At 73.3% G+C, this 24497-nt stretch carries 23 protein-coding genes; 17 read left to right on the forward strand and 6 right to left on the reverse strand.

The window, feature by feature from the left end:
- Positions 1–14: 14 nt before the first annotated feature.
- From ACFZDE_RS23865 to ACFZDE_RS23935, 15 genes are all read left to right on the forward strand, one after another.
- Positions 15–515 (forward strand): pyridoxamine 5'-phosphate oxidase family protein, encoded by a 501-nt coding sequence (locus ACFZDE_RS23865; RefSeq protein WP_390994374.1) that lies wholly within the window; start codon positions 15–17, stop codon positions 513–515.
- A gap of 197 nt (positions 516–712) precedes the next feature.
- Positions 713–1774: an N-acetylmuramoyl-L-alanine amidase gene (locus ACFZDE_RS23870; RefSeq protein WP_391202723.1), complete on the forward strand. Its 1062-nt coding sequence runs from the start codon at positions 713–715 to the stop codon at positions 1772–1774.
- A gap of 160 nt (positions 1775–1934) precedes the next feature.
- Positions 1935–3191, forward strand: a complete 1257-nt coding sequence (locus tag ACFZDE_RS23875; protein WP_391202726.1) for an ATP-grasp domain-containing protein — start codon at positions 1935–1937, stop codon at positions 3189–3191.
- Positions 3188–4024 (forward strand): Rossmann-like domain-containing protein, encoded by an 837-nt coding sequence (locus tag ACFZDE_RS23880; RefSeq protein ID WP_391202729.1) that lies wholly within the window; start codon positions 3188–3190, stop codon positions 4022–4024. The genes ACFZDE_RS23875 and ACFZDE_RS23880 overlap by 4 nt, the downstream gene beginning before the upstream one ends.
- On the forward strand, positions 4021–5112 hold the full coding sequence (locus tag ACFZDE_RS23885) for a pyridoxal-phosphate dependent enzyme (protein ID WP_390994370.1): 1092 nt from the start codon (positions 4021–4023) through the stop codon (positions 5110–5112). The genes ACFZDE_RS23880 and ACFZDE_RS23885 overlap by 4 nt, the downstream gene beginning before the upstream one ends.
- Positions 5109–6161 carry an enolase C-terminal domain-like protein gene (locus tag ACFZDE_RS23890; RefSeq protein ID WP_391202732.1) on the forward strand — a complete coding sequence of 351 codons (1053 nt, stop codon included), beginning with the start codon at positions 5109–5111 and terminating at the stop codon, positions 6159–6161. Before ACFZDE_RS23885 ends, ACFZDE_RS23890 begins: the two co-directional genes overlap by 4 nt.
- A complete protein-coding gene (locus ACFZDE_RS23895) occupies positions 6145–7380 on the forward strand; it encodes an MFS transporter (RefSeq protein ID WP_391202735.1) in 1236 nt (411 codons plus the stop codon). The genes ACFZDE_RS23890 and ACFZDE_RS23895 overlap by 17 nt, the downstream gene beginning before the upstream one ends.
- Positions 7377–8159, forward strand: a complete 783-nt coding sequence (locus ACFZDE_RS23900) for a methyltransferase domain-containing protein (RefSeq protein ID WP_391202738.1) — start codon at positions 7377–7379, stop codon at positions 8157–8159. The genes ACFZDE_RS23895 and ACFZDE_RS23900 overlap by 4 nt, the downstream gene beginning before the upstream one ends.
- A gap of 89 nt (positions 8160–8248) precedes the next feature.
- A complete protein-coding gene (locus ACFZDE_RS23905; protein WP_391202741.1) occupies positions 8249–9817 on the forward strand; it encodes an ABC transporter substrate-binding protein in 1569 nt (522 codons plus the stop codon).
- Positions 9814–10797 (forward strand): ABC transporter permease subunit, encoded by a 984-nt coding sequence (locus ACFZDE_RS23910; RefSeq protein WP_391202744.1) that lies wholly within the window; start codon positions 9814–9816, stop codon positions 10795–10797. Before ACFZDE_RS23905 ends, ACFZDE_RS23910 begins: the two co-directional genes overlap by 4 nt.
- Positions 10794–11600 (forward strand): ABC transporter permease subunit, encoded by an 807-nt coding sequence (locus ACFZDE_RS23915; RefSeq protein ID WP_391202747.1) that lies wholly within the window; start codon positions 10794–10796, stop codon positions 11598–11600. Before ACFZDE_RS23910 ends, ACFZDE_RS23915 begins: the two co-directional genes overlap by 4 nt.
- The gene (locus tag ACFZDE_RS23920; protein ID WP_391202750.1) at positions 11597–13153 is read left to right on the forward strand and encodes an ATP-binding cassette domain-containing protein; all 1557 of its coding nucleotides are present in this window, start codon (positions 11597–11599) and stop codon (positions 13151–13153) included. Before ACFZDE_RS23915 ends, ACFZDE_RS23920 begins: the two co-directional genes overlap by 4 nt.
- Before the next feature lie 153 nt (positions 13154–13306).
- A complete protein-coding gene (locus ACFZDE_RS23925; protein ID WP_391202753.1) occupies positions 13307–14437 on the forward strand; it encodes an acyltransferase family protein in 1131 nt (376 codons plus the stop codon).
- A gap of 57 nt (positions 14438–14494) precedes the next feature.
- Positions 14495–14725: a DUF2945 domain-containing protein gene (locus ACFZDE_RS23930; RefSeq protein WP_031108446.1), complete on the forward strand. Its 231-nt coding sequence runs from the start codon at positions 14495–14497 to the stop codon at positions 14723–14725.
- 6 nt (positions 14726–14731) lie between these two features.
- The gene (locus ACFZDE_RS23935) at positions 14732–15067 is read left to right on the forward strand and encodes a DUF3140 domain-containing protein (RefSeq protein ID WP_391202759.1); all 336 of its coding nucleotides are present in this window, start codon (positions 14732–14734) and stop codon (positions 15065–15067) included.
- A 46-nt stretch (positions 15068–15113) separates the two neighbouring features.
- Here ACFZDE_RS23935 and ACFZDE_RS23940 read toward each other — a convergent pair whose 3' ends face one another.
- The 5 genes from ACFZDE_RS23940 to ACFZDE_RS23960 all read right to left on the reverse strand — a co-directional run bounded on the left by ACFZDE_RS23940 (position 15114) and on the right by ACFZDE_RS23960 (position 19172).
- A complete protein-coding gene (locus ACFZDE_RS23940) occupies positions 15114–15284 on the reverse strand; it encodes a hypothetical protein (RefSeq protein ID WP_390994359.1) in 171 nt (56 codons plus the stop codon).
- Between the two features lie 214 nt (positions 15285–15498).
- On the reverse strand, positions 15499–15729 hold the full coding sequence (locus tag ACFZDE_RS23945) for a hypothetical protein (protein ID WP_390994358.1): 231 nt from the start codon (positions 15727–15729) through the stop codon (positions 15499–15501).
- A gap of 398 nt (positions 15730–16127) precedes the next feature.
- Positions 16128–17150, reverse strand: a complete 1023-nt coding sequence (locus tag ACFZDE_RS23950; RefSeq protein WP_391202763.1) for a CNNM domain-containing protein — start codon at positions 17148–17150, stop codon at positions 16128–16130.
- Positions 17147–18481: a CNNM domain-containing protein gene (locus ACFZDE_RS23955; RefSeq protein WP_390994356.1), complete on the reverse strand. Its 1335-nt coding sequence runs from the start codon at positions 18479–18481 to the stop codon at positions 17147–17149. The genes ACFZDE_RS23950 and ACFZDE_RS23955 overlap by 4 nt, the downstream gene beginning before the upstream one ends.
- A gap of 187 nt (positions 18482–18668) precedes the next feature.
- Positions 18669–19172, reverse strand: coding sequence for a MarR family winged helix-turn-helix transcriptional regulator (locus tag ACFZDE_RS23960; RefSeq protein WP_391202768.1), 504 nt, complete (start codon positions 19170–19172; stop codon positions 18669–18671).
- A gap of 114 nt (positions 19173–19286) precedes the next feature.
- Here ACFZDE_RS23960 and ACFZDE_RS23965 point away from each other — a divergent pair, with 114 nt between their 5' ends.
- A complete protein-coding gene (locus ACFZDE_RS23965) occupies positions 19287–19802 on the forward strand; it encodes a YceI family protein (protein WP_391202772.1) in 516 nt (171 codons plus the stop codon).
- Between the two features lie 36 nt (positions 19803–19838).
- Here the strand turns inward: ACFZDE_RS23965 and ACFZDE_RS23970 are convergent, their stop codons facing one another.
- Positions 19839–23870 (reverse strand): molybdopterin-dependent oxidoreductase, encoded by a 4032-nt coding sequence (locus ACFZDE_RS23970; RefSeq protein WP_391202776.1) that lies wholly within the window; start codon positions 23868–23870, stop codon positions 19839–19841.
- Positions 23871–24063: 193 nt separating this feature from the next.
- On the opposite strand from ACFZDE_RS23970, the gene ACFZDE_RS23975 reads away from it, so the two are divergent.
- Positions 24064–24459: a cell division protein SepF gene (locus tag ACFZDE_RS23975; protein ID WP_390994352.1), complete on the forward strand. Its 396-nt coding sequence runs from the start codon at positions 24064–24066 to the stop codon at positions 24457–24459.
- Positions 24460–24497 lie beyond the last annotated feature (38 nt).

Consider the following 24497-nt stretch of genomic DNA (forward strand, 5'->3'; position numbering starts at 1 on the left):
TCCGAGGTATCGCCATGGGTACTGCACAGGTGCGTTCGTTCTCCGAGATCGAGGCCGCCTTCGTCGAGTACGTCCAGCAGACCGTCTACTGCACGATGGTCACTGTCGACCGGCACAATCGGCCCCGGGCCCGTGTCGTCCAGCCCGTCTGGGAGACCGCCGACGAGCGCCCCGTCGGCTGGCTGGCGGTCTTCCGCACCCCGGTGAAGGCCGCCCACCTGGCCCACAACCCCCATACGACGTACGCCTACTGGCACCCCCGCCAGGACGCGGTGTTCGTCGACAGCGTCTCCGCCTGGGTGCCCGATCGCGCCACCAAGCTGCGCGCCTGGGAGCTGTACCGCCGCAACAGCCCCCCGGGCGTCGGCTACGACCCCCACCTCTACTGGAGCGCGGGCCCCGACAGCCCCGACTACCACCTGCTGCGCATCGACCCCTGGCGCGTCCAGGTGCTGCGCGGCTCGGACCTGAGCAGCCGCATCTGGACGGCCGAGCCCGCCACGGCGACGTCGTAATCGCGCCGAATTTTCGGACGTGCCGCGCGGCGAGGTGAGCGGAGGGCGAGGGGCGGGAAAGAGGTGAGGGCCCCCGGCGGCCGGGCGCGAGGACCGGCACACCGCCGTACCAGGCACCCACGGGACCAGGCACGCTCCCCGGATGATCGAACCGTCTTCAGACCGGCACCCCACGCGCCGGAACGGAGGACTGACTCATGGCCACCCCGCTCACCGCCGCCCGGCTGGTCGCCGCGCTGAAGGCCGAGGGCTGCGCCGTCCACGAGGTCAGCGGATGGCGCACCAACAACCGCAACCACAAGGGCCCTTGGGGACCCGTGCACGGAGTGATCGTCCACCACACCGTCACCGGCCTGGGCACCGACGTCGTCGGGCTGATCTTCAACGGCCACAGCGCCCTGCCCGGCCCGCTCGCCACCGGCTGCATCACCAAGGACGGCGTCGTCCACCTCACGGGCAACGGCCGCGCCAACCACGCCGGCGGCGGCGACCGCGACGTGCTCGACGCCGTCATCGGCGAGTCGTACGGCACGTATCCGCCCCCGACGCACGAGCACGACGGCTCTTCCGGCGCCGTCGACGGCAACGCCCGGTTCTACGGCTGGGAGTGCGAGAACAAGGGCGACGGCAAGGACCCGTGGCCGCCCGCCCAGTACCGGGCGATGGTCAAGGCCACCGCCGCGGTCTGCCGCGCCCACGGCTGGGGCGCCAAGAGCGCCATCGGCCACCTGGAGTGGAGCGACTGGAAGGTGGACCCGCGCGGATTCGGCATGGCCGGTTTCCGCCGTGACGTCGCCGACGCCCTGGCCCACCCGGCGGGCCGGTGGGAAGGAGAGGACCCCATGCCCCAGTACGTCAACCTCGGTGTCGCCAAGAAGTACCGCCTCGCGCCCGGGACCTGGGACTCGATCGAGTTCACCGCGGAGTGGACCGACGAGACCGGCGACCACGCCGGCGGCGGCAGCGTCTTCGCCCGCGGCCCGGCCCGCTTCAGCGGCACCCTCGGCCTGCACATCGAGGGCCTGCCGACCGGCGCGGTCGTCCAGGCGCGCATGTCGGAGTACCAGGGCGACCAGCACCGCGCGGACCACCCGATCCACGAGATCGTCGGAACCGGCGGCGGCACCTTCGCGGTGCTGCCCGTGACCAAGCGGATCGGGTCGGGCCGCGGCATGCGGGTCCGCCTGCTGAACCAGGCCGCGGTGCCGGTCACCGTCGCGGGCGCCACCCTGACCGTGCTCGTGTGGAAGGAGACCTGAGCACCGCGGGGCGCACACGGAGACCAAGGTTCTTCCCCCCAACAGATGACAATGAAAATGATTGTCGATAACGTCTGAAGCGGCACGTCCCGGAGCCCTCCTCGTCAGGGCCGGCCGGGCTGCCCGCACGCCTCGAACTCATCGCAAGAAAGGCGCAGTCGTGGCACATCTGTTGGTGGTCGAGAGCTGGGTCGGGTCCATGAGCCGGCTCCTGCCGAGGGCGATCCGCGAGAACGGGCACGCGTTCACGTTCCTCACCCGCGACCTGCACCACTATCTGCGCTCGGCGCCCGAGGGGACCGCCCACCCGCTGCTCGGCGCCCGCCACATCATCACGGCCGACACCAACGACGTCGAGACGCTGCTGCCCGAGGTGGAGCGGCTGCACGGGGTGCTCGGCTTCGACGGGGTCGTCACCAGCTGCGACTACTACCTGCCGGCCGTGGCCCGGATCGCGGGCCGCCTCGGCCTGCCCGGTCCGGGACCGGAGGCGGTCGCCGACGCCTGCCGCAAGGACGCCACCCGCCGCGTCCTGGACGCCGCCGGGGTGCCCGGGCCGCGCTTCGCCGTGCGGGAGGAGTGGGCCGGCATCGCCCGGGCCGCCCGGGACATCGGCTATCCGCTGGTCGTCAAGCCGGTCGACCTGTGCGCGGGCATGTATGTGCGCCGGGTCGACGACGAGGCCGAACTCGCCGACGCCTGCCGGGCCCTGGCCGACTTCCCGGTCAACGCCCGCGGCCAGCGCCGTACCCCCGTGGTCCTGCTCGAAGAGCTGCTGGACGGGCCCGAGGTGAGCGTCGAGACCGTGTCGCACGCGGGTGCCGTGCAGGTGGTCGGCGTGACCGACAAGAGCGTGGGCGGGGCACCCGCCTTCGTCGAGACCGGGCACATGTTCCCCGCCGCCCTCCCCACCGCCGACGCCGAGGCCGCCGCACAGACCGCCCTGGCCGCGCTCAAGGCCCTCGGGCTCACCGACGGCGTCGTGGCGCACACCGAGATCAAGCTGACCTCCGCCGGACCGCGCGTGGTCGAGGTCAATCCCCGGCCCGCCGGGAACCGCATCACCGAACTCATACGGCACGTCACCGGGATCGACCTCGCCGCCGCCTGCGTGGACGTCGCCCTGGGCCGCGCCCCCGACCTGCGGCACACCGACACCGGGCTGCGCAGCGCCGCCATCGGCTTCCTGGTGACCGGTACCCCGGGCACCCTCGAAGCGCTCGACGGCACCGGACTGCGCGACCTGCCTGGAGTGCTGGACGTACGACTCGCCGAGCCCGGCACGGCCGTACGGGCCGCGGGCAGCAACAACGAGTACCTCGGGCACGTCATGGCCGGCGACCCCGACGGGCCCGGCGCCCGCGCACGCGTCGAGGACCTGCTGGACGGCCTGCGCGCGAAACTGGTGATCCGATGACCACCGCCCTCACCGGCACGTCGTACGACGACCTGGTGCGGATGGTGCGCACCGGGGCCTTCGGGCCCGACCCCGCCGCCCTGCGCGTCGCCGTCGCCTTCACCACCCGGCAGGCCGTCCGCCACGAGGGGCGCGGCACCGGCTACCGCAACGAGGTGCTGAGCCTGCGTCTGGCCGAGGCCGTCGGCTCCTGCGCCGTCGAGCCGGGCCTGCTCCCGGACCGCGCGGTCGAGGAGTGCGTGGGCGCGGACGTGGCACGCCTGCTGGAACACCCGCTGCCGCCCGTGCGGGTCGCGGCCCTCGACGCCTACCTGATGCACGTCCTGCCGCACACCCCCGGCCACGGGGCCACGCCCGTGCCGCTGCCCGCCGGCTCCTCGCTGGCGAAGTCCCGGGCCCGGGCCGAGGCCGTCACCGCCCTGCTCGACCTGCCGCCCGGCGCCACGGTCCTCGTCGTCGGAGTGGTCAACTCCCTGCTGGAAGCGCTGCGTTCACGCGGACTGCGCTACGTCCCCTGCGACCTCAAGGGCGGTGCGACCGAGTGGGGCGAGCCGGTCCTGCCCGACGCGCTCGCCGCGGCCGGCCGGTGCGACGCGCTGCTCGTCTCCGGCATGACCCTGGGCAACGGCACCTTCGAACCGCTGCGGCGGCACGCGCTCGCCCACGGCAAACAGCTCGTGATGTTCGCCCAGACCGGCAGCGCCGTCCTGCCCCGCCTGATCGGCCGGGGCGTCAGCGCGGTGTGCGCGGAGCCGTACCCGTTCTTCTGGCTCGACGGCGGCCCCGACGTCGTCCACCGCTACGGCGGGCCCCGCCCGGGAGGCGGACGATGACCGTCACCGCCAGCCTCCCGGACGCGCGACGGGAACTGCTCTCCCTGGTCGGCAGAACCCCACTGGCCCGGATCGCCGCCGACCTGCCGGGCCCGCACCCCGGCTTCTGGGCCAAACTCGAAGGCCTCGCGGCCGGCGGGATGAAGGCACGGGCCGCCGTGTCGATGCTGCTGGGCGCCCGGCAGCGCGGCGAACTGTTGCCCGGCGCCCCGGTCGTGGAGTCCACCTCCGGCACGCTCGGCATCGGACTCGCCTTCGCCGGACAGGCCCTCGGTCATCCGATCGTGCTGGTCGGAGACCGCGAACTGGAGCCCTCCATGCGGCAGTTGCTGCGCTCCCACGGAGTGCGGCTGGAGATCGCGGACCGTCCCGCCGAGCACGGCGGCTGGCAGGCCGCCCGCCTCGCCCTGCTGCACGACCTGCTCGCCGGCCTGCCCGGCGCCTACTGGCCCGACCAGTACAACAACCCCGACAACACCGCCGGCTACGCCTCCCTGGCCGCCGAACTCGCCGTGCAGCTCGACCACCTCGACATCCTGGTGTGCAGCGTCGGCACCGGCGGCCACAGCGCCGGCCTCATCGGACCGCTGCGCCGGCACTGGCCCGCCCTGCGTCTCATCGGCGTCGACGCCACCGGCTCCACCATCTTCGGCCAGCCCGCCCGGCCCCGGCTGATGCGCGGCCTCGGCAGCAGCATCCACCCCCGCAACGTCGCCTACGACGCCTTCGACGAGGTCCACTGGGTCGGCCCCGCCGAGGCCGTCGACAGCTGCCGCCGACTGGCACGCGGCGCGTTCGTCAGCGGCGGCTGGAGCACCGGCGCCGCCGCCCGGGTCGCCGCCTGGGCGGCCCGCGTCCACCCCGGCGCGATCGTCGCCACTGTCTTCCCCGACGGCCCGCACCGCTACCTCGGCACCGTCTACGACGACGACTTCACCACCGCCCATGGCCTCGACCCGTCGGCCGCCGCGACCCGGCCCGTCGAGATCCCGCACCCGTACGCCGCGGAGGCCACCGGCTGGGCCCGCTGCACCCGCGTCAGCGACCCGCTCACCGGCCCCCTCGCCCTCCAGGAAGAGAGCCCGTGAAGTCCACCCTGCGCACCGTACGCCTCGTACTCACCGAGCCGCTGCGCATCTCCCGCTCCACCATGGCCGCCCGCGACGCCGTCTGGCTGACCGTCGAGCACGACGGGCTGCGCGGCCACGGCGAGGCCGTCACCAGCGTCTACCACGGACTGGACACCGACACCCTCCTGCGGCTCCTCGGCGCCCTGGACCTGAGCCGCTTCCCCGACCCGGAGAGCGCCCTGGAGGACCTGCGGACCGGGCGGTGGCCCGACGGCGACCAGCCGCCCGCCGTGACCGCCGCCGTCGAGTCCGCGCTGCTGGACCTCGCCGGCAAACGCGCCGGAGTGCCCGTGCACCGCCTCCTCGGAGCAGCCGCACCGCCCGCGGCGGCCACCGCCCGCACCATCGGCATCACCACCCCGACCAGGGCGGCCGCCCAGGCACGGCGCCTCGCCGCGGACGGCTTCGCGATCATCAAGGTCAAGGCGGGCACCCCCGACCCCGAGGACGACGTCGAACGCGTCCGCGTCATCCGCGACGCCGCCCCCCGGGCCCGGCTGCTCCTCGACCCGAACGGCGCCTGGTCCCCCGCGCAGGCGCACGCCCTGCTGCCCCGCTTCGCCGACCTCGGCGTGGAAGCCGTCGAACAGCCCCTCGCCCCCGGCGACCCGGACGCCCTCGGCGCCCTCGCGGAGCGCGCCCCGCTGCCCGTCATCGCCGACGAGGACGCCGTGGACCTGGCGGACGTCCGCCGCCTCGCCGGACGGGTCCACGGCGTCAACGTCAAGCTCGCCAAGTGCGGCGGCGTGCACGCCGCCCTGCGCATCCACGACGCGATCGAAGGCAGCGGCACCGCGCTGATGCTCGGCTGCCTCACCGCCAGCACCCTCGGACTCGCCCCCGCCGTCCACCTCGCCGACCGGGCCCGCTGGGCCGACCTCGACGGGCACCTGCTGCTCGCCCACGACCCGTGGACCGGGATCGGCGGCACCGACGGCGTCGTACGCGCGAACGGCCGCCCCGGCCTCGGCGTCGAGGAGGTGGCGGCGCGTGAAGACGTGGCATGAGATACGCCGCTTCCCGCTCGCGGTCCGGCTCCTGCTGGTCAACCAGCTCGGCGTCAACACCGGCTTCTACCTGCTCATCCCCTACCTCGCCACCCACCTCACCGAGAACCTCGGCCTGTCCGCGGCCGTCGTCGGTGTCGTCCTCGGCGTCCGCAACCTCAGCCAGCAGGGCCTGTTCATCATCGGCGGCTCGGCCTCCGACCGGCTCGGGGCACGGGGCGTCATCATCGCCGGGTGCGCCCTGCGCACCGCCGGCTTCGCGCTGTTCGCACTGGGCGACGGGCTGCCGGTGCTGCTCGCCGCGTCCGTGCTCAGCGGGCTGGCGGGGGCCCTGTTCAACCCTGCCGTGCGGGCCTATCTCGCACAGGAGGCGGGGGAGCACAAGGCGGAGGCCTTCGCCCTGTTCAACGTCTTCGCCACCACCGGCGCACTCATCGGGCCACTGCTCGGCAGCGCCCTGCTCCTGGTCGACTTCCGTACCTCCGCCCTGACCGCCGCCGGGATCTTCGCGGTGCTCACCGTGGCGCAGGCCCTCGTCCTGCCCGCGCGCGGGGCCGAGCCCAGCGGCGGCGGCCTCCTCGGCGACTGGCGGGAGGTGCTCGGCAACCGGGCCTTCCTCGCCTTCGCGTGCGCCATGGTCGGCATGTTCACCCTGGAGAACCAGCTGTATCTGCTGCTGCCGGCCGGGGCGAGGGACGCCACCGGCTGGGACGGGGCGGCCGGCCTCGTCTTCCTCATCGGCACGGTGGCCAATCTGGCGCTCCAGCTGAGGATCACCAGAAGCCTGAAGTCCCTTGGCAGCAGGGGGCGCTGGATCGCCGTCGGGCTCACGGTGATGGGGCTGGCCTTCCTGCCCCCGGCCCTCCTGCCGGGCCTCGGACCCGTCCTCGGCGGTGCCCTGCTGCTCTACACCGGCATCATGATCGCCCAGCCGTTCGTGATGGAGCTGATCCCCGGCTTCGGCCGCCCCGGCCTGACCGGCACCTACTTCGGCATCTTCTACGTCGTCTCCGGCATCGCCGCGGCGCTCGGCAACGCCGCCGTCGGCTGGGCCATGGACAACGCCGAACAGGGCGCCGCATGGCTGCCCTGGACGTGCTGCGCGCTCTGCGGACTCACCTGCGCGCTCGGCGTGGCCTGGCTGCAGCGGCGCGGCGCCCTGCCCGCGAGCCCCGCCCCGGTGACAGCCGCTCCGGTGGGGGAGGGGAGCAGGGCGTGACCGGCGGCAATCTGCTCACCGACCACCCCGCGCTGTACGAGACGCGCTTCCCCGACCCCGAGCGGCTGGCCGCCCGGTGGACCGAGGACCGCCTGCGCCGCCACGGGGCCGGACCGCGGGTCCTGGACATCGGCTGCGGCACCGGACGCGACGCCGCGCACCTGCACCGGGCCGGCCGTACGGTGACCGGCGCCGACCTCTCCGAGGCGATGCTCAGCCACGCCCGCGCACACCACCCCGGACCCCGGTACGTCCGCGCCGACCTGCGCGGCTTCGACCTCGGCACCTTCGACGCCGTGGTCTGCCTGGACAGCTCCCTGCTGTACTGCCACACCAACGACCAACTCGACGGCTTCCTCGCCTCCTGCCGCCGCGCCCTCGCACCGGGCGGCCTGCTCGTCGCGGAGCTGCGCAACGGCGCCTACTTCCTGGGCCGGACCGACCTGCTCGACCGGCCCGCCGTCGACACGTTCACCTGGCGGGGCACGACCTACCGCTCCCGTACCACGCTGACCGTCGACCGTACGGCCCAGCTCCTGCGCCGCACCCGCGTGTGGACGGCCGACGACGGCTCCCCGCCGCTGCCGCAGAACTCCGCCTGGCGGCTGCTGTTCCCGCAGGAACTGCGGCACTTCCTCGCCGCGCACGGATTCGAGGTGCTCGAACTCCACGACGGCCCCGGCCCGCGCACCGAACCGCCCTGGCGCGCGGGCGATCCGCCCGGCACGACCACCGACGGGGACCGACTGCACCTCGTCGCACGCCCGCACCTCCGCTGAAGTCGCCCACCCGCCGACGTCGCACACCAGGTGAAGTCGCACGCCCCCCGAGGCGTGTGCCCGCACCCCACTGACCCGAAGGATCACCCATGCACGACGAACGCTTCCCCGGCCTGCACCGCCGCGGCTTCCTCGCCGCCGGCACCGGCGCCGCCGCCCTGGCCCTCGCCGGCTGCGCGGGCGGCGCCACGCCCGACGAGGCCGCAGGGGGCGACGGATCGCCCCGGCGCGGCGGACGCCTGCGCGCCGCCTTCGCCGGAGGCGGCGCGAGCGAGACCCTCGACCCGCACCTGGCGAACCTGTTCGCCGACGTAGCCCGGGCCAAGGCCCTCTACGACAAACTCGCCGACTACGGCCCCGACCTCGCCGCCCGGCCCCGCCTCGCCGAGAAGTGGGAGCCCAACAAGACCATGGACCGCTGGCAGGTCACCCTCCGCGAGGCCACGTTCCACGACAGCAGACCCGTCACCGCCAAGGACGTCCTGTACAGCTACCGCCGAATCGCCGACCCCGAGCAGGCCTTCCGCGCCAAGGCCTCCCTGGAACCCGTCGACCTCGACGCGAGCCGCGCCACCGGCGACCGGACCGTGGAGTTCGTCCTCAAACGCCCCACGGCGGAATTCCCCAACATCCTGGCCGCGTTCGGCGCGTACATCGTCCCCGAGAACGCCTCCCGCTTCGACGACAAGCCGATCGGCTCGGGCCCCTTCCGGTTCGTCTCCTTCACCCCCGGCCGCTCCGCCGTCTTCCGCCGCAACGGCGCCTACTGGGACGGCGCCCCGCACCTCGACGAGCTCGAACTCGTCGTCGCCAACGAGGAGTCCGCCCGCGTCAACGCCCTCCTGGGCGGCCAGGTCGAGTACGCCCACGAGCTCAACCCCGCCACCGCCCGCGCCCACGAGAACGGCGGCCGGATCCGGATCGTGCGGCTGCGCAACAGCGCCATGCAGGCGTTCTGCATGAAGACCGACCGCCCGCCCTTCGACGACAAGCGGGTCCGTGAGGCCTTCTTCCTCATCGCCGACCGGCAGGAACTCGTCGACGGCGCCCTCTCCGGCGCGGGCGAGGTCGGCAACGACCTGTTCGGCAAGGGCTACGAGTACTACGCCTCCTCCCTGCCGCAACGCGAACAGGACCTCGACCGCGCCCGCGCCCTGCTCAAGCGGGCCGGTGCCGAGAAGCTGAAGGTCACCCTGGACACCTCGGCCGTCGCCGCCGGGTTCACCGAGGCCGCCGGCATCTTCCGCGACCAGGCCGCCAAGGCCGGCGTCACGATCGACGTGAAGACGGGCAGCAAGGACTCCTACTGGAGCGACATCCTCGACGGTGGCACCCTGTGCTGCTACCGCTCCGGTGCCATGCCCATCGAGGCCCACATCTCCCAGCGCCTGCTCACCGACTCCACGACCAACGCCACCAAGTGGCACCACAAGGACTTCGACGCGCAGTACCGCCAGGCCCAGTCCACCCGCGACAAGACCGAACGCGCCGCCGTCTACGCGCGCATGCAACGCCGTCTGTACACCGAGGGCGGCTTCCTCATCTGGGGCTTCGCCGACTGGATCATCGCAACGGCGCGCACGGTGAAGGGGGTTGAGACCACGGCCCCCGCCAACACCCTCGACTGGGCCCGCTTCGACAAGGTATGGCTGGCGTGAACGCCCTCAAGGCAGCCGGCCGCACCACGACAGGCACGCGTTCCTTCGTCGCCCGCCGCCTCCTGCTCGGCGCAGCCCAGACCGCAGGCGTCCTCCTCCTGGTCTTCACCCTCACAGAAGCCCTCCCGGGCGACGCCGCCGTAGCCCTGGCCGGCGACCAGCCCGACCCCGCCCGCATCGCCGCGATCCGTGAGGCGATGCACCTGGACCGCCCGGCGCACGAACGCCTCGCCGACTGGGCGGTAGCCCTGCTGCGCGGCGACTTCGGCACGTCCCTCGTCTCCGGCCGCCCCGTCACCCAGTACCTCACCGACGCCTTCGGCCCCACCCTGCTGCTCGCCGCGCTGACCCTCGCCCTCCTGGTCCCGCTCGGCTTCGCCCTCGGCGTGCTCGCCGCCCGGCACGAGGGGCGCCTCGTCGACCGGTTGGTCAGCTCCGTGACCCTGGCCGTCTACGCCGTACCCGAGTTCGCGCTCGGCGTGCTGCTGGTGACGGTGTTCGCGCTGAAAATCGCCTGGCTGCCACCGACCGCGGTGGGCTACGGCACGGACCTGCTCGGCCACCCGGCCGTGCTCGTCCTGCCCGTCCTGGTCCTGCTGTCGCGCCCGGTCTGCTCGCTGTCCCGCCTCGTGCGGGCCGGCATGGTCGACGCGCTGTCCTCGCCCTACGTCGCCCACGCCCGCCGCTGCGGCGTCCCCGGCACCCGCGTCCGCTACGCCCACGCCCTGCCGAACGCCCTTGCCCCGGCCGCGCAGCAACTCGCCCGCACAGCCGACTGGTTGCTGTGCGGTGTCATCGTCGTGGAGGCACTGTTCGTGGTCCCCGGCCTCGGCACGGTCCTGCTCGACGCCGTCGCCGCGCGGGACGTGCCGGTGGTGCAGGGGCTGGCCGTCGTGTTCGGCGTGCTGACCGTCGTACTGAATCTCGGCGCGGACGTGCTGGCGTACCGGCTGACACCCCGGGCGGGGGTGGTGGCATGAGGGCCCCGCGCCGCTTCCTCCTCGGTCTCACGATCGTCGCCGTCCCCCTGCTGCTCGCCCTCCTGGGGCCCCTGGCCGCCGGGGAGCCCGGCCCCCGCGGCATCTCCTTCACCCCCGGTGGCGGTCATGTGCTCGGTACGGACTTCGTGGGCCGGGACGTGTGGCGGCAGGTGCTGCTCGGCGGCCGGACGGTCGTGCTGACGGCGCTGGCCGCGACCGCACTCGCCTACCTCGTCGCGCTGCCGGTCGGGCTCGCCGGCGCGGTCACCCACGCGCGGTGGCTGGAGGAGCTGCTGATGCGGCCCCTGGACGTCCTGCTCGCCATACCGTCGCTGCTGCTGATCCTGCTGGTGGCGTCGGTGTTCACGCCCGGCGCCGCGGGGCTCGCGCTGCTCGTGGCGCTGGTGAACGTGCCCGACGCCGCCCGGATCGTCCGGGCCGCCGCGGCCGAGGCCGCGGCACGCCCCGCGGTGGAGGCCCTGCGCATGCAGGGCGAGACGTGGTGGCGTGTCGCCGTCGGCTACGTCGGCCGCTCGGCGCTGCGCACCCTGGCCGCCGACGCCGGGATCCGGCTGACCGGTGTGCTGTACCTGGTGTCGACGGCGGCCTTCCTCGGCGTCGGAGTCGCCCCGGACGCCGCCGACTGGGCGGTCATGGTCGACCGCAACCGCACCGGGCTCTTCGTGCAGCCCTGGGCCGTGGTCGTCCCCGCGCTGCTGATCGTCGCCCTGACGACGGGCACCAACCTGCTCTTCGACGCGGCACTGGCGAAGAGCCCGAGAAGGAAGGGACGACGGCCGTGAACCACGAGACCGACCCGGCGGAGCCTGTCGCCGAGATCCGCGACCTGCGGGTCGAGATCGACGGCCGGGCGATCGTCGACGGCGTGCACCTGCGGGTGCTCCCCGGCCGGGTGACCGCCCTGGTCGGCGCCTCCGGCAGCGGCAAGACCACCACGGGGCTGGCGCTGCTGGGGGAGTACCCGGCCGGCGCGCGGGTCACGGGCGAGGTACGCCGCCCGGTCGACGGCCCGGTGGGGTACGTGCCCCAGCACCCCGCCGCCGTCCTCAACCCGGCCCGCCCGATCAGCGCCCTGCTCGACGACATCGCCCGCCCTCACGTACGCCACCTCCCTCGCGCCGAGCGCCGGCGGGCCGCTCGCGAGCTGGTCCTGGGCGCCATGGCGGACGCCCAACTCCCCGATGCGGCCGAGCTGTCACGCCGCCGTCCGCACCAGCTCTCCGGCGGCCAGCAGCAGCGCGTCGTGCTGGCCCAGGCCCTCCTCCTCGGTGCCCGGGTCATCGTCGCCGACGAGCCCACCACCGGCCAGGACGTGCTCACCAGGAGCGGCGTCGTCGAGCGGCTGGCGGCGGTCGCGGCCCGGGGCATCGCGGTCGTCCTGCTCAGCCACGACCTCGATGTGGTCCGGGCCCTCGCGGACGACGTCCTCGTCCTGCGCGCGGGCCGGGTCGTGGAGTCGGGCCCCGTCCGGCGGCTGTGGCGGGCGCCCCGGCACGAGTGGACCCGGCGGCTTCTCGGCGCACAGCGGACCGCGCCACCCGGGCAGGCGCCCGCGCGCACGGGCCGACCCGTACTGGAGGTACGGGACATGACCGCCACGCATGGCCGCGGTGCCCCCGTCCTGCGCCTGCCGGGCCTCGCCCTGCACCGCGGCGAATGCCTGGCCGTCGTGGGCCGTTCCGGCAGCGGCAAGACCACCCTCGGCCGCTGCCTCGCGGGCCTCCACCGCGACCATGACGGCCAGATCCTGCTCGACGGCACCGCACTGCCGCACAGCCTGCGCCGTCGCAGCCGGGCCCAACTCGCCGCCGTCCAGTACGTGTTCCAGGACTCCCGGGCCGCCTTCGACGAGCACCGGCCCGTCCTCCCCCAGGTCGCCCGCACCGCCGTCCGGCTGCGCGGCACCGACCCGGAGAGCGCCACGGCCGAGGCCCGCACCACCCTCGCCCGCCTCGGACTCCCGGACGAACTCGCACTCCGGTGCCCCGGCGAACTCTCAGGCGGCGAACTCCAGCGCGCCGCCCTCGCCCGCGCCCTCCTCGCCCGGCCCCAGGTCCTGGTCTGCGACGAGATCACCTCCGGCCTCGACACCGTGACCCGTCGCGGCCTCCTCGACCTGCTCACCGCCCTGGTCCGTGACCACGGCGAACTCTCCCTCGTCCTCATCACCCACGACCTGGACACGGCGGCACTCGCCCACCGCATCGCCGTACTCGACGCCGGTGAACTCGTCGAGCAGGGCCCGGCCGGGCGGGTCCTGACCGAGCCCCGGCACCCGCTCACGGCCGCCCTCCGGGAGACGATCGCCCGTCCCGGCACGTATACCCGGGCATGAACCGAAGCGAGCCACCCCCGTTACGAGTTGAACGAACACACGGCCCTGTGATTAGGGTGCGGGCGATGTTCTGCGCGCACCCCCACTTCCTCACTCCCGGTCTGCTCCCGGCCAGACGAGGCACCCTCGCACCGAGCCGCTCCGGGAGGCCCCGTGAGTGACACCGTGACCACGCTCAAGCCGGATCAGGCACAGCCGGCACAGGAGCGGACGGCACAGGAGCGGACGGCTCGGGCGCCCGCACAACAGGCGCCCACCCGGGACGCGTTCTTCGACAACGCCAAGTACGTCGCGATCGTGCTCGTGGCCGTGGGCCACGCCTGGGAGCCGCTGCGCCAGGGCAGCAGGACCGTCACCGCCCTCTACCTGCTCGTCTACGCCTTCCACATGCCGGCGTTCATCATCATCTCCGGATACTTCTCCCGTGGCTTCGACGGCAGCCCGGTCCGCCTCAAGCGCCTGCTCACCGGCGTCGTCGTGCCGTACGTGGTGTTCGAGACGGCGTACACCCTGTTCACCCGCTGGACCAGCCAGGACCCCGGCCGCCCGGTCAGCCTGCTGGACCCCCTGTACCTCACCTGGTTCCTCGCGGCGCTGTTCGTCTGGCGGCTCACCACGCCGCTCTGGCGGCTGGTGCGGTGGCCGCTCCCGCTCGCCCTGGCCGTGGCGATGGCGGCGACGACCGCGCCGTCCATCGGCCACGACCTCGATCTGCAGCGCACCCTCCAGTTCCTGCCGTACTTCGTGTTCGGCCTGCTGCTGCGGCCGGAGCACTTCCGGCTGCTGCGGCGGCGCACGGTACGGATCCTCGCCCTGCCGGTGGCCGGCTGCGCCCTGGCAGTGGCGTACTGGGCGGTCCCGCGGATGGACTACGCCTGGTTCTTCCACGCCGACAGCGCCCAGGAACTCGGTGCGCCCCTCTGGTACGGGCCCTTGATGACCCTGGCCGCCTTCGGCTGCTCGCTCGTCCTGGTCGGCTGCTTCCTCGCCTGGGTGCCCGGGCGCCGGACCTGGTTCACCGTGCTGGGCGCCGGCACCCTGTCCGGCTATCTGCTGCACGGTTTCGTCGCCCAGGCCGCGAAGTACTGGGGCTGGTACGAGCCCGGCTGGGTCCGTGGACCCGTCGGTGTGATCACCGCCACCCTGGTCGCGGCCATGGTCGTCACGGCCCTGTGCACCCCGTCCGTCCGGCGGGCCTTCCGCTGGGTGACGGAGCCCGGCATGGCGTGGGCCTTCGGCGGCGGGGACGACGGCCGGGCCGGAGCCCGTCGAGCTGCGCCCTGACCGGGCGGCCCGCACGCTGGAGGGACAGCACACACCTTCTCAGCGAGGAGCACCGGCATGGCGAAGGGCCGCAGCGAGGGCGGAAAGCCGAAGAAGGGCGACAAGGTCACCTGGAGCAGTCACGGCAGCCGCACCGAGGGCGAGGTGGAGCGCGAGATCACCGAACGGACCGAGACGTCCGGCCGCACGGTCGACGCCTCGCCGGACGACCCCCAGTACGAGGTGCGCAGCGACAAGTCCGGCAGGACCGCGGTGCACAAGCCGTCCGCGCTCAAGAAGAAGAAGTGAGGCGGCGTGGACGACGCGGAGCGCGAGGAGACCTGGAACGACTTCCGTGAGCTGGTGAACATGGCACCGGCGGACCTGGAGAAGTGGCTGGAGTCCGACGACTCGCGAAGCGCCGGGCAGCACAGGGACGGGGGCGAGTCCACCGGGCACGCCTCCGGCCGGCGGATCGTCGCGATCCTGCGGGCCGAGAACGGCGACCTCACCGACGACGACTACCGCCACATGCGCAAGGTCGTCGGCTACGTCCGCCGCCACCTGGCCCAGCGGCCCTCCGGGGACGTACGGGAATCACGGTGGCGGTACTCCCTGATGAACTGGGGCCACGACCCGCTCGGCGGGTGACGGCCCGGCCCGGGAGCGTCCGCACCCGAGGCCCGGACGGTCCCGGTCAGGAGGCGCCGGTCTCCCGCGGGGCCGAGGCCACGCCGGCCAGTGCCAGGCTCATCTGGTGCTGCGTCTCCTCGGCCACCACACGGGCCTCCTCCACGACGTCTCCGCGTTCGCGTATGAGGCTCTCGTAGATCGGCAGTTCTTCGGTCCGGGGCGCGTCGGGCTTCACAGCGGTCTTCCTATCGGTTTGCAGCCGGGATCAGAGGGGTCCGAGTAAGTCTGCGTCACGCCCTCTCACCGCGTTACCCACCCCCGCGGTGTCCAGATTTCCATCACGTACTTCGCAAATTCCACACGTTCGCGGCGGGAGTGGTTCGCAGGGCGGCCCCACACACGAAGGGCCCCGGGGATCACTCCCCGGGGCCCTTGGTGAGCGGAGGTCGTCAGAGCGACGTCGTGTGCACGCCCGCGTTGGCGCCGGCGGCCGCGCCCTCCGGCGAGAGGACCGCCTGCACGGTGGCGCAGGCCTCGCCGGTCAGCGGGCCGACCAGGCCGGCCGAGAGGCCGCCCACGAGGCCCGCGGAGACACCGGCGCCGCCCGCGTTGCCACCGGCCACGGTGTCCAGGTCGGTGTCGGAGAGCTCGGCGGTGTCGACCCGAGAGGTGAGGTTCATGGGGAGTTCCCTTCCGGTGAATGTCTCGCAGTGGCGGTGAGCGCGGGTGAGCGCCGGGATCCGGGGACGTGGATCCCGCCCGGCGGCTCCCGCCGTGCGCAGGATCAAAGCACCCCGCGAAGGGGAGATCCAACCGCCCGCCGACCGCGCGCGGCTCCGCGCACCGGCCGCCTTCACCGCTATGACCACGGGGTCACGGGACACGCCCAATCCTTCACACGGCCCGCCGTCTCGCGGGCCGCGGCCCTCTTGCGCCCCGTTCCCCGAAGCGGGCACATCGCCGTCAAGCCCCCGGCCCGCACCGGCACCGCGACCACGCCCCCACCTCCGGGCCCGCGGTGTGCAGATGTCCTGGAGGTTCGGCCACCACCCGCCCGGGCCGGCCCTCGCCCGCTCCGTCAGGACGCCGTCGCGGGCTGCATCAGACGGGCCAGCAGGTCGTCCAGGGTGACCAGGCCGGTGAGCCGGCCGGCGGTGTCGTGGACCACGGCCAGGGACGACCGGCGGTGGCGCAGGACCTCGATCGCCTCGGCGACCGTGGCCGTCTCCGCCAGCTCGGGCACCGGCCGGGCGAGGTCCCGCGCGGTCGTCGCACGGCCCCGGGTCCGGGCCACCAGGGCGTCCCGGGCGTGCACCGAACCGAGGACCGCGCCGTTCTCCCGGACCAGCAGCCGGGTACGGTCGTGCTCGGCGGCGAACCGCAGCAGCGCCTCGATGTCCGCGCCGCCCTCGACCCAGGTGATCTCCGAGGCCGGGATCCGCACCGCGGCGACCGGGGTCTCCGGCTCGGTCAGCGAGCGGGTCAGCAGCTCCGAGTCGGTCGCGCTGATCAGGCCCAGCCGCTCCGACTCCTCCACCAGGTGGGTGAGCTGCTCCCGGTTGTGCACCGAGGCCAGCTCGTCGCGCGGGGCCACCCGGCACAGCCGTACCAGGGCGTTGCTCACCCGGTCGAGCAGCCGGATCAGCGGACGTACGGCCCGCACCACGGCCCGGAAGGGCGGCGACAGCAGCATCGCCGAACGCTCCGGGTGGGCGATCGCCCATGACTTGGGCGCCATCTCGCCGACCACCATGTGCAGGAACACCACCACGACCATCGCCACCGCGAAGGCCACGCCGTAGCTCACGGCACTGGGCAGGCCCAGGGTGTGCAGCAGCGGGTCGAGTTCGTGCGAGATCGCCGGTTTGGACACCGAGCCCAGGCCCAGCGTGCAGACGGTGATGCCCAGCTGGGCGCCGGCCAGCATCAGCGACAGCTCGCGCATTCCGGCCAGGGCCGCCCCGGCGCCACGCCGGCCCTCGGCGGCGGCCTGCTCCATCCGGTGCCGTTTGGCGGCGACCAGAGCGAACTCGGCCGCCACGAAGAACCCGCTGCCGATCAGCAGCAGCACGGTCACGAAGACCGCCATCGGGAAACTCACGCCAACTCCTCGGCTTCCACCAGCGGGCTGATGCGGACCCGGTCGGCCACGTGCCGGTCCAGTGTGCGGACGTCGATCACGGCCCGGCCGCCCCCGGGCAGCTCGACCGTGACCCGGTCGCCGACCGTCGGGAAGCGGCCCAGCCGGTCCACGACCAGGCCCGCCACGGTGTCGTAGTCGTCGTCCTCCGGCAGCCCGAGCCCGGTCGCCTCGGTCACCTCGTCCACCCGGCGGCCGGCGTCCACCAGCCAGCCGTCGCCGTCCGCGACGGCGAGGAGCGTGACCCGGTCGGACTCGTCGGCGATGTCACCGACCAGTTCCTCGGCGATGTCCTCGTACGTGACGATGCCCGCCACGCCGCCGTGCTCGTCGAGGACCACCGCGAATTCGTCGTCCTGCTCCCGCATCCGCGTCACCGCGTCGGGCAGCGCGAGCGTGTCCGGCAGCAGCAGGGGCCGCCGGGCCACCTCACCCGCCCGCGCGCCGGCCAGCCGCGCGGCGGGCAGCGCCATCAGCTCGCGCACGCCCAGCACCCCCACGATGTCGTCGGGGTGGTCGCCGAGCACCGGGTAGTTGGAGTGGCCGTGCCGGGCGATCAGGCCGACCGCCTCCTCGGCCCCGGCGTCCTTGCGGACGAACACGGCGTCGGCTCGCGGCACCATCACCTCGTCGAGGGCCCGCTCGGAGAACTCCAGCGCGTGGTCCAGCAGCGCGGCCGTGTCCTCGGGCAGTTCACCCCGCTCGTGGGACTCGCCGATCAGATGGCCGAGTTCCTCCAGCGTGGCGCCGTGGTGCAGTTCCTCGACGGGTTCGATGCCGACCCTGCGCAGCAGCCGGTCGGCCGCGCCGTCGAAGATCCGGACGACCGGGCCGACGACCTTCAGATACGCCAGTGTGGACGGGGCCAGGGCCTTCGCCAGCCGCTCGGGCACGGCGATCGCGAGGTTCTTCGGGGCGAGTTCACCCAGCACCATCTGCACGACCGTGGCCAGCACGAAGGCGAGTACGACGGCGATGCCGCTCACGGCCGCGTCGGGCAGCCCGATCCCCGACAGGGCGGGTCTGAGCAGCGCGGACACCGACGGTTCGGCGATGAAGCCGACGACCAGCCCGGTGACGGTGATGCCGAGCTGCGCGCCGGACAGCATGAACGACAGCCGCTCCAGCACCTTGAGGGCGCGGGCGGCCCTGTGGTCCCCGGACTCGGCCTCACGCGCGAGGGTGAGCCGGTCGGCGGAGACGTAGGCGAATTCCTGGGCCACGAAGTAGCCGGTGCCCGCGGTCAGCACGAACACGGCGAGCAGGCCCAGCACGGCCTCTGCGGCACTCATTCGACACCATCCCGCCGGGTGCCGCGATCACTCATGTCGTGGCGGGATGGTCGGGGACTGTGCCCCGCAGGGTCCGTCGGTCTGGCGGACAAGTACGTGCTCCTCAGCTGTGGTGTGTCTTCCGTCAACGCTCGTCGGCGCGCCGGTGTTCCCGGATTCTACGGCCGTGTAGATGAAGCCGCCCGGATCACTCGGCGTGGGCGTCGCCCGTCAGGTCCGGCACCAGCCCCCGCATCGCCGCGCACTGCTCCGGTCCCATGAAGTGCGCGAGGGACTCGGTGACCGTCGCGGCGATCGGGGCCGAGGCCTCTTCGAGCAGGCGGCGGGCCTTGTCCGTGAGGGTGACCTCGATGCCCCGCTTGTCGCCGCAGACCGACCCGCGGGTGACGAGACCGGCGTGCTGGAGGCAGGCGATCTGGTAGGTGAGACGGGTCTTGGGGCGGCCCAGGAGCTCCGCGACGCGCGTCATGCGCAGGCCGCCCTCGGGCTGCTCCGCGAGCAGGCACAGGACGAGGAACTCGTCGTGCGAGACGTCGAGCGTCTGCTTCACGACCGTGCGCAGCCGCTGCTCCACCGCGCCTGTCGCGGCCAGCAGCAGCATCCACGCGCGCAGCTCGGCGGGCAGCAGTCCGCCACTGCCGAGGGACGGGCATGCGGGCAGGTCGGTGGAGTGCTCCTCGGGGTCGGCCATGCCGTCGAGTCTACCTGTTGTCCAAATTTGGAGCAGAGGGGTTGTTCAGATTTGGATCAGCGGCTAGCGTGCCGTGCAGTCATCCAAATTTGAATGAATACAAGGAGAGCGATCATGACCGTCACCGTGGAGACCGGACAGTGGCAGCTCGACGCGACCGCCTCGACCGTCGGCGTCCGGCACCGGACCATGTGGGGCCTGGTCACCGTGAAGGGCACCTTCGGCACCGTCGGCGGCAGCGGCGAGGTCCGGCCCGACGGGTCGGCGGTCGGCACCCTGACCTTCGACGTCGCCTCCCTGGACACGGGTCACGCCAAGCGCGACACCCACCTGAGGTCCGGGCACTTCTTCGACGCCGACCACCACCCCGAGATCACCTTCGCGGCCCGCAGCGCCGAACTCCGCGACGGGGACCGGGTGCACGTCGTGGGGCAGCTCACCGTGCGCGGCGTCAGCAGGCCGTTGTCCCTGACCGCGCGCGTGACGGACCGGGACGCCGCGGGGCTCACCCTGGACACCGAGTTCACCGTGGACCGCGAACCGTTCGGCATGGGCTGGAACCAGCTGGGCATGATCCGCGGCCGGGCCACGGTCACCGCCACCCTCCGCTTCACCCGGGCCGCCGCCTGACGCCCCTGGCGCACCGCCGCCCCGGGGCTCGGTACCTCAGTACACGTCCCGCACGTACCGCTTCTCCGCCGCGAGCTGCTTCACATACGCGGCGGCCTCCGCCTCGCTCAGGCCGCCGTGTGCCCTCGCGACGTCCCGCAGTGCCCGGTCGACGTCCTTCGCCATCCGGGACGCGTCACCGCACACATAGAAGCGGGCCCCGTCGCACAGCCAGTGCCACAGCTCCGGCCCGTGCTCGCGCATCCGGTCCTGCACGTACACCTTGTTGCGCTGGTCCCGGGAGAAGGCGGTGTCCAGCCGGGTGAGCGTGCCCTCGTCGAGCAGGGCCGTCAGCTCGTCCTCGTAGTAGAAGTCCGTCGCCCGGTGCTGCTCCCCGAAGAACAGCCAGTTGGGGGCCCGGTGGCCGAGCGCCCGCCGCTCCTGGAGGAAGCCCACGAAGGGCGCCACACCGGTGCCCGGGCCGACCATGACCATCGGCGTCGACGCGTCGGCCGGAGGCCGGAAGTGCGGCGAGCGCTGAACGAACACCGGCACCCGCGTGTCCGGCCCGGCGTCCGCGAGATACGGCGAGCAGACCCCGCCGCGCGCCCGGCCGCGCAGGTTCTCGTACCGCACCACGGAGACGGTCAGCGCCACCCGCCAGGGGTCGACCAGCGGACTGGACGATATGGAGTACAGCCGAGGCTGGAGCCTGCGCAGCACCCCGGCCCACTCCTGCGCACCCGCCCGCACCGCGTACTCGGCGAGCACGTCCACGGCCTGCCGCCCCCAGCTCCACTGCGCCAGCCCGTCCTTGTTGTCGGGCCGCAGCAGCCTGCGCAACTCATGCTTGTCCCGGGCGCGTTCGGCGACGAAGCGCAGCAGGTCGGGGGTGATCCGGGTGATGTCGAGATGCCGGTGCAGCGCCTCACCGAACGGCACCTCACCGACCCCGTCGACCGTCACGGCCGACCCGGCGTCCACCCCGGTCACCGCCAGCCACTCCGCCACGAGCGAGGGCGCGTTGACCGGCCGCACCCCCAGCGCGTCCCCGGCCTCGTACGCCAGGTCCGTCCCGCTCGTGTCGAAGGTGAACCGCCGGACCTCCTTGCCGGCGCCGTCCTTGCTGAGCAGCCGGTTGCCGACCAGCCGGGCCGTGGCGACGGGCTTGGACCCCTGCCTGGGCCCGACCACGGGGGCGGCAGCCGTGCCGCCCAGCGCCGACAGCACCTGATCGAGCCACTCCCCGGCCGACGGCCCGAAGTCCGGCTCGCAGTCGGTGCGCGGGGCCAGCCGCACCCCGCCCAGCTCGTCGAGCCGTGCGTCCAGCCGCCGCCCGTGCCCGCAGAAGTCGTCGTAGGAGGAGTCGCCGAAGGCCAGCACGGCGTACCGCACCCCGTCCAGCCGCGGGGCCTGCTCACCGCAGAGCGCGTCCCAGAGACCGGCGCCGTTGTCGGGCGCGTCGCCGTCCCCGAAGGTGCTGGTGATGAACAGCAGATCCGCGGTGCGGGCGAGCGTCGCGACGTCGGCGTCGTCCATGCCGACGAGGGTCGTACGGTGCCCGGTCGAGGTCAGCCGTTCGGCCGCGGCGGTGGCGAACTCCTCCGCGTTCCCGGTCTGCGAGGCCCAGAGCACGACGATCTCCCGCCCCGCGGGCCGGTCGTCCGGCGGCGCGGGCGCCCCGGTCCGGGAGTACATGCCGGCCAGCACCCCGTTGACCCACAGCGCGTGCTCGGGGGAGAAGGGCGCCTCGGGAGGCAGCACCGGCACCCCCGGAGCGCCCGAGCCGAGCCCGGCGAGGAAGCCGGTGAGGTAGCGGCGCTCCTGGGCGGAGAGCACCGGGGGAGGGGAGAGCTCGATGCCGAACGGATCGGCGCCGCCCGGCGTCACGGTCGTGGGCGTCAGGGCAGGTGCCTTCGGCGCGGAAGCCGGGGACGCCACCTTCGCCAGCGAGACCGCGCACACCTTGAACTCCGGCTGGAACGACAGCGGATCCACCGCGTCGCTCGTCACCGCGTTGATGCTCAGGTACTCACCGAACAGGTCGTTCCAGTGGAACGGCGCGAAGCAGCTCCCCGGCCGCACCCGGTCGGTCACCACGGCAGGCAGCACCGCCCGGCCCCGCCGCGAGGCCACCTCGACGAGGTCGTCCTCGTCCACCCCGAGCGCCGCGGCGTCGTCCGGATGCAGCTCCACGAACGGCCCCGGATTCAGCTTGGTGAGCTTGGCGACCCTCCCGGTCTTGGTCAGCGTGTGCCACTGGTGCTGCACCCGCCCGGTGTTGAGCACGAACGGATAGTCGTCGTCCGGCATCTCGGCGGCGGGCAGATGCGGCCGCGCGAAGAACACCGCCCGCCCGGAATCCGTCGGAAAGCGCAGCCCCTCGTCCCCCACGTACCGGACCGGATTGCGCTCCGGCCCGTCCTCCCGCGCCGCCGGCCACTGCACGGGCGTCTCCCGCAGCCGCTCGTAGGTGACCCCGCGCAGATCCCACCCCGTCCTGGGGTTGTGGAACCGCCGGATCTCCTCGAAGACCTGCTCGGCGCTGTCGTACGAGAACCCCTTCTCGTACCCCATCGCGCACGCCACCTCCGCGATGATCCGCCAGTCGGCCATCGCCTCCCCGGGCGGGTCCGCGGCGGCCGGGGCCAGGGTGAGGTTGCGCTCGCTGTTGACGAAGACACCCTCCGCCTCGGTCCACATCGCGCCGGGCAGGACGACATCGGCGTACGCGTTGGTCTCGGTGTCGGCGAACACATCCTGAGTGACGACGAACTCGGCGGCCTCCAGCCCCTCGATGACCGTACGGCGGTTGGCGACCGAGGCGACGGGGTTGGTGCAGATGATCCAGCAGGCCTTGATCTCGCCCCGCGCCATCCGCCGGAACAGGTCGACGGTGCCCTGCCCGGCCCCGTCGGCCCGCAGCGTCCCCGGCGGCAGCTCCCACACCTCCTCGGTGAACGCCCGCTCCTCCTCGACGAGCACCGACCGCTGCCCCGGCAGCCCCGGCCCCATGTAGCCCATCTCGCGCCCGCCCATCGCGTTGGGCTGCCCGGTCAGGGAGAACGGCCCGGCGCCCGGACGGCAGATCGCCCCCGTCGCCAGATGCAGGTCGACCAGGGCGTTGGTGTTCCAGGTGCCGTGCGTGGACTGGTTCAGGCCCATGGTCCAGCAGCTCATCCACCGCTGCCCGGCCGCGCCGATCAACCGGGCGGCCTCCCGCAGATCGTCCTGGGCGAGCCCGGTGATCTCCGCGACCGCGTCCGGGGCGTAGTCGGCGAGGAACCCGGGCATCGCCTCCCAGCCCTCGGTGTGCGCGGCCACGAACTCCTCGTCCACGTGCCCGCCGTCGTGCAGCAGCCGCAGCAGGCCGTTCAGCAGCGCGAGGTCGGTCCCCGGCCTGACCTGGAGGAACAGATCGGCCTTGGCGGCGGTCGCGGTCCGCCGCGGATCGACGACGATCAGCTTGGCGCCCGCCTTGACCCGCTCCATCATCCGCAGGAAGAGGATCGGATGGCAGTCGGCCATGTTCGACCCGATGACGAGAAAGGCGTCCGCCCGGTCGAAGTCCTCGTACGACCCGGGCGGCCCGTCCGCGCCCAGGGACAGCTTGTAGCCGGTGCCCGCGCTCGCCATGCACAGCCGCGAGTTCGACTCGATCAGGTTCGTCCCCACGAACCCCTTGGCCAGCTTGTTCGCCAGATACTGCGCCTCCAGGCCCATCTGCCCGGAGACATAGAAGGCCACCGCGTCCGGCCCGTGCTCGTCGACGATCGTCCGCAGCCGCGCCGCCGTCTCGGCGAGCGCGTCGGCCACGGGCACCGGGACCGCCTCCTCGCCCCGGTCGTCCCGCACCAGCGCGGTGGCCAGCCGCCCGGGCGCGGCCAGCATGTCGGCCGTCGTCGCGCCCTTGGTGCAGAGCCGTCCCGCGTTCGCCGGATGCGCCTTGTCGCCGGACGCCTTCAGCACCGTGCGCCGCCCGTCCGGGCCCGCCCCCACGTCGAGCACGAGACCGCAGCCGACCCCGCAGTACGAGCAGACGGTGCGCACCTGCCGCGTGTCCGGCCGGCTTCCGGGGGTCGAGTTCATGCCCCGACGGTACGAATCGCCCGTTACGCCTCTGTCACACGGCTTGATCATCGGGCGTTACGCCCGTCACACAGCCGCCTTCCGGACGTTGTGAGGTGCAATGAGGTCGCGGAGCGTGTCGCTGTTGAGCCGAACGGGTGACTCTGCGCAAGAATTGCATGATGCAGACAGCACGTGCGATCCAGGACGGAGCATGCCGGTGAACAGCCACGATGTCACCGACGAACAGTGGGAGGGGCTCGCCCAGGTCGTACCGCTGCGGGGCCGGGACGCCTGGCCGTCCGCCGTCGGCCACCGGTCCATACCCGAGGCCGAGACGGAGACCCGCCGCCGTTTCGTCGTCCTGCGCGTGAACGTCTTCTCCGACGCCCGCGACGTCGCCGAGCGGCTCATGGCGGGCGTGCCCGTCCTCCTCGACCTCACCAGCGCGGAGACGGAGGTCGCCAAGCGCGTCCTCGACTTCAGTACGGGCGTTGTCTTCGGCCTGGCGAGCGGGATGCACCGGGTGGACCGCAATGTCTTCCTGCTCACGCCGTCGGGAACCGAGGTGACCGGACTGATGGAGGGCGCGGGCCTCCCCGGGGTGTGACTCCGGGCGTGGCTGCGGGTGTGACCATGGACAGGACC

Origin of the sequence: Streptomyces sp. NPDC007929 (assembly GCF_042959065.1) — a bacterium.
Lineage (GTDB): Bacteria > Actinomycetota > Actinomycetes > Streptomycetales > Streptomycetaceae > Streptomyces.